This is a genomic window from Pseudomonas sp. R5(2019), assembly GCF_009905435.1.
Classification (GTDB): Bacteria; Pseudomonadota; Gammaproteobacteria; order Pseudomonadales; family Pseudomonadaceae; genus Aquipseudomonas.
Window position 1 is genome coordinate 152719 of the sequence record NZ_JAAAMT010000006.1, and the last position, 14661, is coordinate 167379.

General features: G+C 61.7%; 12 protein-coding genes. 9 read left to right on the forward strand and 3 right to left on the reverse strand.

Annotated elements, in window-relative coordinates:
• Positions 1–169: 169 nt before the first annotated feature.
• Entirely contained in the window at positions 170–1297 is a 1128-nt protein-coding gene (locus tag GUY40_RS06505; protein WP_166568121.1) for a branched-chain amino acid ABC transporter substrate-binding protein, read from the reverse strand.
• A 370-nt stretch (positions 1298–1667) separates the two neighbouring features.
• Here GUY40_RS06505 and GUY40_RS06510 point away from each other — a divergent pair, with 370 nt between their 5' ends.
• Positions 1668–1973 (forward strand): DUF2288 domain-containing protein, encoded by a 306-nt coding sequence (locus GUY40_RS06510; protein WP_166568122.1) that lies wholly within the window; start codon positions 1668–1670, stop codon positions 1971–1973.
• Between the two features lie 219 nt (positions 1974–2192).
• Positions 2193–3089, forward strand: coding sequence for an NAD(P)-dependent oxidoreductase (locus GUY40_RS06515; protein ID WP_166568123.1), 897 nt, complete (start codon positions 2193–2195; stop codon positions 3087–3089).
• Here the strand turns inward: GUY40_RS06515 and GUY40_RS06520 are convergent.
• Positions 2980–5274: a bifunctional diguanylate cyclase/phosphodiesterase gene (locus tag GUY40_RS06520; protein WP_166568138.1), complete on the reverse strand. Its 2295-nt coding sequence runs from the start codon at positions 5272–5274 to the stop codon at positions 2980–2982. The genes GUY40_RS06515 and GUY40_RS06520 overlap by 110 nt on opposite strands.
• 312 nt (positions 5275–5586) lie before the next feature.
• On the opposite strand from GUY40_RS06520, the gene GUY40_RS06525 reads away from it, so the two are divergent.
• Positions 5587–6930, forward strand: a complete 1344-nt coding sequence (locus GUY40_RS06525; RefSeq protein ID WP_166568124.1) for an MFS transporter — start codon at positions 5587–5589, stop codon at positions 6928–6930.
• Between the two features lie 128 nt (positions 6931–7058).
• Here the strand turns inward: GUY40_RS06525 and rapA are convergent, their stop codons facing one another.
• The gene (rapA, locus tag GUY40_RS06530; protein ID WP_166568125.1) at positions 7059–9905 is read right to left on the reverse strand and encodes an RNA polymerase-associated protein RapA; all 2847 of its coding nucleotides are present in this window, start codon (positions 9903–9905) and stop codon (positions 7059–7061) included.
• Between the two features lie 195 nt (positions 9906–10100).
• On the opposite strand from rapA, the gene GUY40_RS06535 reads away from it, so the two are divergent.
• The 6 genes from GUY40_RS06535 (at position 10101) to GUY40_RS06555 (ending at position 14262) form a co-directional block, all read left to right on the forward strand.
• Positions 10101–10430, forward strand: a complete 330-nt coding sequence (locus GUY40_RS06535) for an aspartate-semialdehyde dehydrogenase (RefSeq protein WP_166568126.1) — start codon at positions 10101–10103, stop codon at positions 10428–10430.
• 63 nt (positions 10431–10493) lie between these two features.
• Positions 10494–10652, forward strand: coding sequence for a hypothetical protein (locus tag GUY40_RS06540; protein ID WP_166568127.1), 159 nt, complete (start codon positions 10494–10496; stop codon positions 10650–10652).
• 133 nt (positions 10653–10785) lie between these two features.
• A complete protein-coding gene (gene ccoM / locus GUY40_RS28545; protein WP_306092836.1) occupies positions 10786–10902 on the forward strand; it encodes a cytochrome c oxidase subunit CcoM in 117 nt (38 codons plus the stop codon).
• Positions 10903–11205: 303 nt separating this feature from the next.
• Positions 11206–13194, forward strand: coding sequence for an FUSC family protein (locus GUY40_RS06545; RefSeq protein WP_166568128.1), 1989 nt, complete (start codon positions 11206–11208; stop codon positions 13192–13194).
• On the forward strand, positions 13181–13387 hold the full coding sequence (locus GUY40_RS06550; RefSeq protein WP_166568129.1) for a DUF1656 domain-containing protein: 207 nt from the start codon (positions 13181–13183) through the stop codon (positions 13385–13387). Before GUY40_RS06545 ends, GUY40_RS06550 begins: the two co-directional genes overlap by 14 nt.
• A gap of 11 nt (positions 13388–13398) precedes the next feature.
• On the forward strand, positions 13399–14262 hold the full coding sequence (locus tag GUY40_RS06555; RefSeq protein ID WP_166568130.1) for an HlyD family secretion protein: 864 nt from the start codon (positions 13399–13401) through the stop codon (positions 14260–14262).
• Positions 14263–14661 lie beyond the last annotated feature (399 nt).

Here is a 14661-nt window from a genome sequence, read left to right on the forward strand (position 1 = left end):
TGCTGTAGTCTTTAGCTACTTGTGCCCAGGCGTTTGCCAGCGAACCGCTGGTGACGGTTTTGAGATTTTCAGGTGAACCGGCTCCCGGATCACGGGACCCCGGCCCATAAACTTTCGTAAAACAAAGCCCACTGCTTTCACAGTGGGCTTTATCAGTCGTCAGACCTGCTTACTGAGGAGAAATTTCGGTTTTCGGTTTGCCGAAATGCCACTCGTAGACTACGAATTTGAAGTCCTTCAGGTCGCCCTTGGCGTCGAACGACAGATCGCCAGTCGGGGTCTTGAAGGTGCCGGCGTGGATCGCTTCAGCGACCTTGGCGGTATCTTCGGACTTGGCGGCCTTGATGCCTTCGGCGATCACTTCAACCGCCGAGTAGGCCGGGAACACGAACGGGCCGGTCGGGTCCTGCTTCTTGTCGGCGAAAGCCTTGACCAGCGCCTGGTTGGCAGGATCCTGGTCGAAGGATTTCGGCAGCGTCACCAGCAGGCCTTCGGACGCGTTCTGGGCGATTTGCGAGATGGAGTCGTTGCCGACGCCTTCCGGGCCCATGAACTTGGCTTTCAGGCCTTTTTCCTGGGATTGACGCAGGATCAGGCCCAGCTCTGGGTGGTAGCCGCCGTAGTAGACGAAGTCGACGTTGGCTTGCTTGAGTTTCTGGATGATCGAGGAGAAGTCCTTGTCGCCGGCGTTGATGCCTTCGAACACGGCCACTTTGACGTTCTTGCCTTCCAGGGTCTTTTTCACGGCGGTGGCAATGCCTTCACCGTATTGTTGCTTGTCGTGCAGTACGGCAACGACTTTCGGCTTGACGTGGTCGGCGATGTAGTTGCCGGCCGCCGGGCCCTGGGCGCTGTCCAGGCCGATGGTGCGGAAGACCAGTTTGTAGCCACGCGAGGTGATGTCCGGGCTGGTAGCGGCCGGAGTGATCATGATCACGCCTTCGTCTTCGTAGATGTCCGAAGCCGGTTGAGTGGAGCTGGAGCACAGGTGGCCAATCACGAACTTGACGCCGTCGTTGACCACTTTGTTGGCGACGGCCACGGCTTGTTTAGGGTCGCACGCGTCGTCGTATTCCTTGGCTTCGAGCATCTTGCCGTCAACGCCGCCCTTGGCGTTGATCTGCTCGATGGCCATTTTGGCACCGATGAACTGCATGTCACCGTATTGGGTCACCGGGCCGGTCTTGGGGCCGGCGATACCGATCTTGATGGTGTCCGCAGCGAACGAATGGCCGGCAACCCCAGCCAGAACCATAGCGGCAAACAGTTTGGAAATCTGCTTAGTAGCCTTATTCATAGTGCTCCACTCAATGTTGTATTTTTTATAGTCCTGTCGGCCAAAGCAGCAGGACCGGACCAGGTTTGCATTCACGGGCAACGTTTGTCGACCTCGCACGCAAAGCCCTGAAATCTCCGGTCATTCCCCCAGGCAACTGTACCGGTACAGTGTAGAGCGCCGATTTATCGCTTGAAAAGCTGGCTGCCCGGGGCAATTCAACGGAGTGTCGCTTAGTTGAAAGAAAGTTACAGAAAAGCGGCGAGCTTTGACCTGTTACAGGCGGCAATCCGTTGCTTTTCGGTCCTTTTCCCTCATTCACTTATTTGCAACCGGGTTTTTCTGCAAAAATACCGACCCGAATTCGCGTCGAAGACTTTTGGTGAAACCCATGACAGAACAACCTAGCACCCTCTATGCCAAACTGCTCGGCGAAACCGCAGTAATTACCTGGAAGGAGTTAGAGCCGTTTTTTGCTCGCGGTGACCTGTTTTGGGTCGCGCCAACGCTTGATTTGATTGCGGTGGCCGAGGCGGTAGCCGAGGATCGCAAGGATATCGTTGCCCAGTGGCTGAAGGCGGAAACCTTCGCCAAGCTGTCTGCCGAGCAGGCGTTGAGCCTGTGCGAAGACAAATATGAGATTTGGGCGGTCGTGCTTCGGCCGTTGATTCTGATTCAGGTACGCAACCACGCTTGAATATCGCACCGTTTCGGTGCATTAAAATCGTGTCCGAAACGGTCATGGTGCGTGACTGGAAAGTCCAACAGTGGTGCTTGGTAACAGTCCAGTTGTTTAAAAGAGCAGTCGGTAACAGTCACGCTCAGTTGCAACTTGTTTGTCCCAAGGGTTATTACGGCTAATTGATGTGCACGCCCGGCGCCCACAAGAAATTCCTTCACTTCACAGGAGCTGCTCATGAGCACTGCATTACCTTCATTGGCATTTGCTGGTATCGGTTTGATGGGCTTGCCCATGTGTCGTCGATTATTGGCGGCGGGTTATTCCTTGACGGTATGGAACCGTTCTGCGGACAAGTGCGACGCACTGGTGGCCGCCGGTGCCCGGTTGGCCAGGACACCTGCGCAACTGTGTGAAGCCGCCGACATTGTCATGCTGTGCCTGGCTGATACCGCTGTGGTCCGGGACGTGGTATTTGGCCCGCAAGGCGTGGCCGAGGGCGCCAGGCCCGGGCAGTTGCTGGTGGATTTTTCCAGCCTGGAGCCCACGGCCACCCGCGAGATGGCGGCCGTGCTTGCCGCCCGCAGTGGCATGGCCTGGCTCGATGCGCCGGTCTCCGGCGGTACGCCAGGGGCCGAAGCCGGTACGCTGGCGATCATGGTCGGCGGCGAGGCGGCGGACCTTGCCCGGGTACGCCCGGTGCTGCTCGCGCTCGGTCAGCGCGTGACCCATATGGGGGCGGTGGGCGCAGGGCAGGTGACCAAGGCGTGCAACCAGATGATCGTCGCCTGCAATGCGTTGGTGATCGCCGAAGTGGTCGCCCTGGCCGAGCAGTCCGGGGTCGAAGCCAGCTTGATCGCCGAGGCCCTGGCCGGTGGTTTTGCCGACTCAAAACCTTTGCAGATTCTGGCCCCGCAAATGGCCGAGAGCCGTTTCGAGCCGATCAAGTGGCACGTGCGGACCTTGCTCAAGGACCTCGACGGTGCCGTGAAATTCGCTCGCGAACAGGGCTCTTCGACGCCTATCAGCGGACTGGCCGCGCAACTGATGCGCTTGCACGGCAGCCAGGGTTTTCTTGAAAAAGATCCCGCAACACTGGTCCATCTATACCGCGCAGCAGCGGCACAGGACTGACGCCTGCGCGTTCGGGGCCGGTGCGATGGTTGAGTTGATCGAGGATCGGCCGCAGGTCCTGAAGGCTGACCGGTCGGCTGAGCAGGTAGCCTTGCACGTAGTCGCAGCCGTAACGTTCGAGAAACTCATACTGCTGCACCGTTTCGACGCCTTCGGTGACCACCTGCAAATGCAGGGTATGGGCCATGACGATAATGGCCTGAACGATTTCCATGTCCTTGGTGCAGCGGGGCACATCCTGAATGAACGAGCGGTCGATCTTCAGGGTGTCCAGTGGTAGCTGCTTGAGGTAGGCCAGCGACGAGTAGCCGGTGCCGAAGTCGTCAATAGACAGCGAAACCCCCGACGCACGGATCTGCTTGAGTAAGGCAATGGTCGCGTGGATGTTGCCCATCAGGGCGTTTTCGGTGACCTCAAGCTCCAGTCGTTCGGGGGCGACGCCGTTGCTTCTCAAGGCATCGGCGATTTCGTCGGGCAGCTCTTCGCGGCACAGGTTCAGAGCCGAGCAGTTCACCGAAATCTTCAGCTGTTCGCAGCCGTTATGGCTCAGGCGGCTGAGGTCGCGGCAGGCACGGCGCAGCACCCAGACGTCCAGATCGGCGATCAGGCCGTTGGCTTCTGCGATGCCGATAAAACGGTCCGGGCTGAGCAGGCCGTGTTGCGGGTGTTGCCAGCGCACCAGGGCTTCGAGCTTGGTGACCTGGCCGGTCTTGACGTCGTAGATCGGCTGGTAATACAGCACCAGGCCGGTTTCTTCATACAGCGCAGTGCGCAATTCCTCCTCCAGTTGCAACTCCATGGTGGCCCGGGCCTTGAGGTTGGAACAGAAAAAATTCAGGTTGTTGCGACCGCTGCCCTTGGATTGGTAAAGCGCCAGGTCGGCGTTTTTCAACAGTTCTTCGCAGCTGTTGCCATCGTCAGGGAAGACGCTGATGCCAATGCTGGTGGTCATTACCATGCGCCGCCCGGCCAGGTCGATCGGTTCTTTCATCTTGTGCATGATGCGCTGGGCCAGGTGCCGGGCTTCATCACGGTGCTGCATGCCAATCAAAATGCAGAATTCGTCGCCGCCAAAACGCGCGACCACGTCATCAAAACTGCGGGTCGAATGCTTGATATGGCTGGCGATGACCTTGAGCATTTCATCGCCGGCATCGTGTCCCAGGCTGTCGTTGATCCGCTTGAAATGGTCGATGTCCAGAAACATGACGGCCAGCATGCCGTGGTCACCGTCCCGCCGCTCAGCGAGCTTTTCGGCGAAGATTTGATTGAAGCCGCGGCGGTTGACCAGGTTGGTGAGCGCATCGTAATGGGCCACCTGCTGAAGCGACACCCGCGCCTGATCAAGCTGGCTGAGCAGCGCATTGACCCGGCGCAGGTCGTGCTCCTTGCTCTGCAGTTTTTTGTCCGACAGGGCGGCGCTGATGCTGCTGGCAATCACCAATAAGGTGATGAAGGCGATGGTCAGGCTCAGTTCCAGGCTGTTGTTGGCGTCTTGCGCCAGCTGCAGTCTGTTGCCGTCCGGCACCACCAGCGTCATGGCCCACATGCCGGTGAAGTGAGTGCTGACGATCCCCGCGCCCATCAACAGGCTGGCGCTGTACTTGAGCAATTGGTGATAAGGGCCACTGCCATGGCGAAAGTGGCGGGCCAGCAGCAGGGCGATCAGGCTGACGCTGATGGCAATGGCAAATGACAGGGCGACCACATCCAGGCGGTAATACTGCACCGCATTCGAACGCATGGCGGCCATGCCCAGATAGTGCATGCAGACGATCCCCAGGCCGATCAGCACCGAAGCCTTGAGGTAGTGCAGGGCGTCGAGTTGCTGTCGGCCGAGGGTGTTCATGGCCAGGATGCCGGCCAGCAGCATGATCATCAGCGAAGCGGCGGTGGTCGGCAGGTCGTAGCGAATCTCCAGCGGCGCCTGAAAAGCCAGCATATTGATGAAATGCATGGACCAGATACTGGCCGCCAGGCAGCACGCACCAGTCAAGCGCCATTGCCGCTGCGCGGTGCCGTGTTCGCCCTGGCTGACCCGTTCAGCCATGTCCAGGGTGGCGAAGCTGCCGGCGCTGGCCACCAGATAAGCAAGCAGCATCAGGAACACGTTGTGCTGGCAATCCAACAGCGTTTGACCATTCGGTGGCAGTTCGGCGAGTAAGTTCAACCCCAGCCATTCCATAGCATGCCCCATCACTGAGTCATCGAATGTCCCCCGGCACTCGCGGAGACCAGTGTCCAAAGTATAGGGGTTTGCCTAAAAGTTCCCGGCCTGATGGCAGTTTGACTCCAATGATTTCGCAATCAACGTCATAACGAAAAATGCTAAGGGCGCTGTTTTGTTGCAATTGACTATTATCAAACCGGCGAATGATTGCAGACAGGTGCGCGGCTGTTTCCTAGATTCAGGACTCGATCACGGCAGCCGTCGTGGCCGGTTACGCTCGCGAGCCGGCCATCACGGATCTCCAATAACGATAAAAGGGACTGACCGATGCAGAACTCGACCCAAGCGGCGAATGCCTGGCGCATTTTGTTCCTGCTGTTTCTGGCCAACCTGTTCAACTTTTTCGACCGCACCATTCCGGCGATCATCATCGAGCCGATTCGCCTCGAGTGGCACCTGAGCGACTTCCAGCTGGGCCTGATCGGTACGGCCTTTACCATCGTTTATGCAATCGCCGGCTTGCCGTTGGGGCGTATGGCCGACACCGGCTCGCGTAGAAAACTGATGGGCTGGGGCCTGGCGGTGTGGAGTGGGCTGACGGCGGTCAATGGCCTGGTCGGCAGTTTCTGGAGTTTTCTGCTGGTGCGCATGGGGGTGGGGATCGGCGAAGCCAGTTATGCGCCTGCGGCCAACTCGTTGATCGGTGACCTGTTTCCAGCCCACCGTCGGGCACGGGCCATGGGCATCTTCATGCTGGGGCTGCCGTTGGGGCTGCTGCTGGCGTTTTTCACGATCGGCGCGATGGTCCAGGCGTTCGACAGCTGGCGCGCGCCGTTCTTTATCGCGGCGATTCCCGGGTTGATCCTGGCCATTTTCATGTTTTTCATTCGCGAGCCGGCGCGTGGAGCCGCGGAAACCGTTGCCATCTCTCAGGCGCCGGTTGACCGGCCGATGCGTCGGGTGCTGACGATTCCAACCTTTGGCTGGCTGGTACTGGCCGGGCTGACCTTCAATTTCGCGACCTATGCCTGCAACGCGTTCATGGTGCCGATGCTGCAACGTTACTTTCTGCTGCCTTTGCAGGAGGCCGCGGTCGCGACGGGCGTGATTGTCGGCCTGACCGGCCTGGTGGGCTTGACCCTGGGCGGCTGGATCGCTGATCGCATTCACCAGCGAATCGCCAATGGCCGGCTGCTGTTCGCGGCGGCCAGCATGCTGGTTGCCACAGTGGGAACCGGCTGGGCCTTACAGGCCGGGCGTGTCGAAATCGGGGTGTTTGTGGCGGTGTTCAGCCTCGGCTGGCTGTTTGCGTATAACTTCTACACCTGCGTCTACACCGCGATCCAGGACGTGGTGCAACCGCGGCTGCGGGCCACGGCGATGGCGTTGTTCTTTGCCGGTCTGTATCTGTTGGGCGGTGGCCTGGGGCCGGTGGTGGTGGGGCTGTTATCGGACCACTTCGCCCAGGCGGCGATGATCGAGGCGGGCGCCGGGCAAATGAGCGAGGCGTTCAAGGCCGTGGGGTTGCACGATGCGATGTATTTGATACCGGTGGCGTTGATGCTGACGCTGGTGTTTCTGTTGCAAGCGTCGCGGTGTTTCAGCCGGGATGCGCAGCGGATGCGCGAGGGGATGGAAGCTGAGGGGGCGGGGGTGCCGGCTGCAATTTAAGTTTTTGCCCTATGTAGGAGCGGACCTGGCCGCGATGGCCTGCGCAGCAGGCCCCTGCCGGAGCGAACCGGGGCCGCTGTGCGGCCCATCGCGGCCCGGTCCGCTCCTACACGGGGGTTGTGGGGGACTTAGCCCGCCACCAACACCCGAATCGCTTCCAGGCGCAGCGCCGCTTTATCCAGCATCGCCAACCCTTGTTCACGCAGCTCGCGCAGCGCTTCGATCTCACTGTCGCGCACGGTCGGGTTGACGGCCTGCAGGGCGGTCAAGCGCGCCAGCTCTTCATCGGTCTCGGCCGCCAGGCGATGCTGGGCTTGCGCCACGCGTTCGATATGACGCGGCGCGACCTTGGTTTCACCGGCGTTGATGCGCGGCCCGAGGCTGTCACGCTGGGCCTGGATGAACTTGTTGGCACTGGCCTTTGGCACGCTTTCAAGCTGCTCGTTCAGGGTCTCGAAGGCCACCCGTGGCGCCAGGTCGTTGCCGTTGGCGTCGAGCAGGCAGCGCAGCGCAGCCGGCGGCAGGTAGCGGCCCAGCTGCAGGGCGCGCGGGGCGACCACTTCGCTGACGTACAAGAGTTCCAGCAGCACGGTGCCCGGCTTGAGCGCCTTGTTCTTGATCAGTGCCACGGCGGTGTTGCCCATGGAGCCGGACAGCACCAGGTCCATGCCGCCTTGCACCATCGGGTGCTCCCAGGTGATGAACTGCATGTCTTCGCGAGACAGCGCCTGGTTGCGATCGTAGGTGATGGTCACGCCTTCGTCGTCGCCCAGCGGGAAGCTGGCGTCGAGCATTTTTTCGCTCGGCTTGAGGATCAGGGCGTTTTCCGAATGGTCTTCGCTGTCGATGCCAAAGGCGTCGAACAGCGTTTCCATGTAGATCGGCAGGGTGAACTGGTCATCCTGCTCCAGAATCGCTTCGACCAGTTCCTGACCTTCGCCGGCACCCCCGGAGTTGAGTTCCAGCAGGCGGTCGCGGCCGGTATGCAGTTCGGCCTCCAGGCGCTCGCGTTCGGTGCGGGCTTCATTGACCAACGCTTGCCACTGATCATCGTCACCGCCTTCGAGCAGCGGCAGCAGGCGCGGGCCGAACTGGTGCTGCAGGGCGTTGCCGGTCGGGCAAGTGTTGAGAAAGGCGTTGAGCGCTTCGTGGTACCACTGGAACAGGCGCTCTTGCGGACTGTCCTGCAGGTGCGGCACGTGCACCTCGATGATGTGCTTCTGGCCGATCCGGTCCAGACGGCCGATCCGCTGCTCGAGCAGGTCCGGGTGGGCCGGCAGGTCGAACAGCACCAGGTGGTGGGAGAACTGGAAGTTACGGCCTTCACTGCCGATTTCCGAACAGATCAGTACCTGGGCGCCAAACTCTTCATCGGCGAAGTAGGCGGCCGCACGGTCACGTTCCAGGATGCTCATGCCTTCATGGAACACCGTGGCCGGGATGCCGGAGCGCACGCGCAGGGCGTCTTCCAGGTCCATCGCGGTTTCGGCGTGGGCGCAGATCACCAGCACCTTGACCCGCTTGAGCATCTTCAGGGTGTCGATCAGCCACTCGACGCGCGGGTCGAAGCGCCACCAGCGTTCTTCGTCGCTGGTGTCGGCCTGGGACTGGAAGTTGACTTCCGGGTACAGGTCGGCGTGCTCGCCCAGCGGCAGTTCCATGTACTGGTCGGGGTTGGGCAGCGGGTAGGGGTGCAGTTTGCGCTCGGGGAAGCCCTGAACCGCGGCGCGGGTGTTACGGAACAGCACGCGGCCGGTGCCGTGGCGGTCGAGCAGTTCACGGATCAGGCGTGCGCTGGCCTCGGTGTCGCCATCGCTGACGGCGGCCAGCAGGGCATCGCCTTCAGCGCCCAGGAAGCCCTGAATGGTAGCGTGGGCCTTGGGCGACAGGCGGCCTTTGTCGAGCAGTTCCTGGACCGCTTCGGCCACCGGACGGTAGTTGTCGCTCTCGGCGCGGAAGGCGGCCAGGTCGTGGAAACGGTTCGGGTCAAGCAGGCGCAGACGGGCGAAGTGGCTGTCCTGGCCCAGTTGTTCCGGGGTGGCGGTCAGCAGCAGTACGCCGGGGATCACTTCGGCCAGTTGCTCGACCAGCGCGTATTCAGGGCTCACCTGGTCCTCGTGCCAGACCAGGTGGTGCGCTTCGTCGACCACCAGCAGGTCCCAGCCGGCGGCGAACAGTGCGTCCTGAGCCTTCTCGTCTTCGGTCAGCCACTCCAGCGCAACCAGCGCTAGTTGGGCGTCTTCGAACGGGTTGCTGGCGTCGCTTTCGATAAAGCGCTCGGCATCGAACAGCGCCACTTCGAGGTTGAAGCGCCGACGCATTTCCACCAGCCACTGGTGCTGCAGGTTTTCCGGTACCAGGATCAACACGCGGCTGGCGCGCCCGGACAGCAGCTGGCGATGGATCACCAGGCCCGCTTCGATGGTTTTACCCAGGCCCACTTCGTCGGCCAGCAAAACCCGTGGTGCGATCCGGTCGGCGACTTCGCGGGCGATGTGCAGTTGGTGCGCAATTGGCTGGGCACGCACGCCGCCCAGGCCCCAGAGCGAGGACTGCAACTGGCGGCTGGTGTGCTCCAGGGTGTTGTAACGCAGCGAGAACCACGCCAGCGGGTCGATCTGCCCGGCAAACAGGCGGTCACTGGCCAGGCGGAACTGAATAAAGTTCGACAGCTGGGTTTCCGGCAGCGTGCAGGCTTCGTTCTGGGCGTTGAGGCCGTGGTAGACCTGCAACCCGTCGATGTCCTCGACTTCGCGCACGGTCATTTTCCAGCCTTCGAAATGGGTGATGGAGTCGCCCGGCGAGAAGCGCACGCGGGTCAACGGCGCGTTGCGCAGTGCATACTGGCGGGTGTCGCCAGTGGCCGGGTAGAGCACGGTCAACAAGCGACCGTCCTGTGCCAGGATAGTCCCCAGACCTAGCTCAGCTTCGCTGTCACTAATCCAGCGTTGCCCCGGTTGATACTGCTGCGCCATGCTGCCTGTCTCCCGCCATGAAAAAGCCGACTATGTTAACGGATCGGGCCCCTGAGGCCAAAGACTCTCGTTGCTGATCACGATCAAGGGTGCATGGGCTGAGGCACTTGTTCGCGCCTTGTCGGTCCATGACATGTGTGCCATTCAAGTTTTGCCGCCGACGGCCGACAGACTCAAGACAGGAGAGCCCAAGCCATGCTGCCGCCGATCATTCCGCTGAGTGTCATCCCGGTCACCTCGCAACTGGACCCGGTCAAGCAGGCACCGAGCATCCCGCCGGTAGTGCCGGCGCAGCCGACCTCCAGTGACAGCGCCATCGACCTCAAGCAGCGCGACCCGCACGAAGCGGCCCTGTTGCTGCGCGAAGAACAGCACCGCCAGCAGCGGCAACGCCAGGGTGAGCAGGGCGCCGAAGCTTATCTGGCGATCCCTGGTGACGAACTCAACGCCGACAACACCGTGCCGGTGGCGCCGCTTATTGACGACGAGCCGCGGCAGGGGTTGATTGTCGATATCGAAGTCTAGACTGGCAAGCCGCTCTCGCATTGCGCATTATTGGGCCTTGCGTGCAACGACTGTGCAGACACCATGAGCCAAGACGACAAACTGATCGACCTCAGCACCGAACGCGCCAAGCGCGTCCACGACCTCAATGAAAAGCGCCTGAACGAAGTGCGTCAGGCATTCGAGCAGGCCATGCCGCTGGGCAAGCCGAAAAAGAAACCGAAAAAACCCAAGAAGCGCTGAAAAAATTGATGCAGATCAGTTCTGCATCTTCCCCGCGCGCTCGCCCGTAAGCGCCATTGATCTCGGTCAATTTTCCCTTTGCTGCTTGCTGTAACGTTGCCTTCACACACAGAAGCCAGCGAAGGGGGTCATCATGTTTCTCGACAACGTGGTTATCGCCGGTGTCATCACGGTCGGCCTGATGCTGATGTTTTTCGCTGGATTGGGGATCTTTATCTGGAAGGACTCGCACAAGCGCAAGCAGCGCTGAAGCCTTCCGGTTCACGAGCACGCAAGGCATTTTGGGCGACTTCGGTCGCCCTTTTTTTTTTGCGCGTCAATTCCCTTACTGACGCGTCCTGTAGGAGCGGATTTATCCGCGAATAGCCTCACCGCAGTTTCCCTGACACACCGCAGCGAAACTATTCGCGGATAAATCCGCTCACATTCTCCGGTGCGAGCTGGCAAAAATACTGCTGGACGGTAAATAGTTAGCTAGCTAATAATTCGACTCCTCAACCCATCCCGCTTATCTCTGTCTATCGTTACAACGTCGCTCCCCAAGGTCTGATCTGTGCCCATCACCCTGCAAGCGTTGTTTGCGCCCAACAAGCTGGCCCTTCAGTTCGCCCTGAAAACGCTGCTCGGTGGCGGCCTGGCCCTGTGGCTGGCGATGCGCTGGGGGCTGGAGCAGCCGGCCTGGGCGCTGATGACCGCCTTTATCGTGGCCCAGCCACTCTCGGGCATGGTGGTCCAGAAGGGTCTGGCGCGGCTGTTGGGGACACTGGTCGGGACGATCATGTCGGTGGCGTTTATCGGCCTGTTTGCCCAGACGCCCTGGCTGTTCATCTTCGCCCTGGCGCTGTGGCTGGCCTTGTGCACCGCCTGCTCGACCCTGCTGCGCAGCGCCTGGGCCTACTCCTTTGTGCTGGCGGGCTACACCGTGGCGATTATCGCGTTGCCGTCGGTCAATACGCCGCTGGGGGTGTTTGACCAGGCGGTGGCGCGTTGCACTGAAATCTGCCTGGGGATTGTGTGCGCGACAGTGACCAGCGCCTTGCTCTGGCCACTGCGCGTGGAGCAGCAACTGGCCGGGCAGGCACGTCAGGCCTGGGTCAGCGGCCTGCAGGCGGCCAGTGCCGCACTGGTCGGTGAGGCGCAGGGGCGCAAAGGCCTGCTGGAGATCCTCGGGCGTATCGTGGCAGTCGATTCCCAGCGCGAGCATGCCTGGTTCGAAGGCAGTGTCGGCCGCGAGCGTGGCCGGGCCGTTCGCGCGCTGAGCCAGAAACTGCTGATTCTGCTGCGCATCTCCCGCTCGGTGCGGCGCCAGTGGCGTCAGCTTGATGAGGCCGAAGCGGCGCGGCTGGCGCCCTGGTTTACCGAAGTGGATGCCGCGCTGGCCAACCCTGACCAGCCGACCTTGCTGCTGTTGCGCCAGCGCATCTGGGGTGCTGCCCAGGATGAGGCCAACAGCAGCGCCGAACATTACTGCCTGGCCCGCCTGACCCTGCTGCTGGACAACGCCATGGCCGCGACCCTGGCGCTGCGTTCGGTAGAGGAGGGCAAGGCACCGGCCGACCTGCCCGCCAGCCTGGCCGTGCACCGGGATGTGCCGCTGGCGTTGCTGTTTGGCTCACGCAGTGCCTTGGCGTTTTTGGCCATGGCCAGTTTCTGGATGGCCACCGGCTGGGTCTCGGCGCCGGGCGGGCTGGTGCTCACCTGCGTGGTCTGCATGCTGTTTGCCAGCCGCGAAAACGGTGCGCAGATTGGCCTGAGTTTTTTGCGCGGCATTTTGCTGGCCTTGCCGGTGGCGTTTCTGGTCGGGCAGATTCTGCTGCCGCAGTGGAGCAGCTTCGCCATGCTCTGCCTGGGGATGGGCGTACCGTTGTTTTTCGGTGCACTGGGCATGGCCAACCCGCGCATCGGCGCGACGGCCACGTCCTACTGCCTGCACTTTATTGTGCTGGTGTCGCCGCTGAACAACATGACCTTTGACGTCGCCGCCTTCCTCAACAACGGCCAGGCCATGCTGGTGGGCGTCGGCGCAGCGGTGCTGGCGTTCAAGCTGCTGGTCCTGCGCAACCCGGCATGGCATGGCCGGCGCTTGCGCGCCGCGACCCAGAGCGACCTGGTGCGCCTGACCCGACGTGACCTGCGCGGTGCCGAAACCTGGTTTGGCGGGCGCATGGCTGACCGTTTGCTGCAACTGGCACGTCACCACAACGCCTTGCCCGAGCACGAGCGCGGACAGTGGGACGATGGCGTGCACAGCCTCGACCTGGGGGACGAGTTGCTGCATCTGCGCTTGTGCCTGGCGGTTGCTCAAGCACCGCTCGCCGATGACCAGCGCCGTTACCTGGAAACCCTGGAAAAAGTGCTGGCGCGTGGGCCCGCCGGTGATTGCGCCGATGACCTGACAGCCGCCAGCGCCACGTTTATCCGCGCGCTGCAAGCGCAGCCGCCCAGTGATGCGCTGCGGCTGGCCGAAGGCGCGGTGTTGCAACTGCAAAACAGCTGGCGCACCTGGTGCCGCCGGCAGGAGGAACTGCATGGGATTGCGTGAATGGGCCCTGGGCGGCGTGCTGCTGAGCCCGTTTCTGGTGTACGTGTTGTTGGCCCTGGTGTTGACCGGCGTGCTGCGCCTGATGATCCGTGTGACCTCGCTGGGGCGCTGGATCTGGCATGAGGCGTTGTTCGACTGTGCGTTGTTCGTTTGTTTGCTGGCGCTTGTGACGAGCGTGCTGGGACCCTTATAGGAGTTTTGATCATGCGTACTTTCGTACGTGTCGCGGTAACCCTGTGCCTGGTGGCCGTTGCCGTGTTTGCCGGTGTTTACCTCTGGCAGTACTACATGCTCTCGCCCTGGACCCGCGATGCGCGGGTGCGGGCCGACGTGACCATCATCGCCCCGGATGTGTCTGGCTGGGTGCGTCAGCTCAAGGCCTATGACAATCAGGCGGTGAAAGCCGGCGACCTGCTGTTGTCCATCGACCGCGACCGCTTCCAGGCGGCGCTGGAAAAAGCCAATGCCGTGGCCGACACCCGCCAGCAGCAACTGCGCCTGCGCGAGCACGAAGCCTCGCGCCGCGCCGCCCTGAGCCCGCAAGCGATCAGCGCCGAGCTGCGCGAGAACGCCCAAATCAACGCGGCCGTGGCCCGCGGCGAACTTCGTGAGGCCCAGGCCGAGGTCAAGGTTGCCGAGCTCAACCTGGCCCGCAGCGAAGTCCATGCACCGCGTAGCGGCCACATCACCAACCTGCGCCTGGCCGAGGGCAATTACGTCAATGCCGGGCAGGCGGTCATGGCCTTGATCGACGATTCGACGTTTTACATTCAGGCGTATTTCGAAGAGACCAAACTGCCGCGCATCCGCGTGGGCGCGCCGGTGAAAGTCTGGTTGATGAGTGCCGGTGAGCCGATTGCAGGCCGGGTCGAAAGCATCAGCCGCGGCATCACCGACCGCAATGCCACGCCTGACGAGCAACTGCTGGCGCAGGTCGAGCCGACCTTCAACTGGGTGCGGCTGGCGCAGCGCATCCCGGTGCGGATCAAGCTTGAAAACGTGCCCGAGGAGGTTCAGCTGAGTGCGGGGATGACGGCGAGTGTGCAGGTGCAGGAATCCCGCCCATGAACAGGCGGTAACGAGCTTTTGTAGGAGCCGGGCTGCCCCAATGCCAGTCAGTTAAGGATCGGAACACAGACGTCCATGTAGGAGCGGACCCGGCCGCGATGGGCTGCGAAGCGGCCCCGGCGACTCTGAAACCATCCGCACTCCCAGGGCTTGTCGTTGATATCACCGGCCTCGGGGGCTGCTGCGCAGCCCATCGCGGCCAGGTCCGCTCCTACAAGGGTTGCGTCGTTCTATTCCTTAACTGACCGGCATTAGGGCTTGCCCGCGATAAGCATAGGTATCTACACATCTCTAAAGTCTTCGGCTGGCCACCCAGCCGATGGCTTCTTTCGCAAAACCCGCCAGTTCCTGTGGGGTGTATTGCTCCAGCGTTTCGCACATCGCCAACAACATGTACAG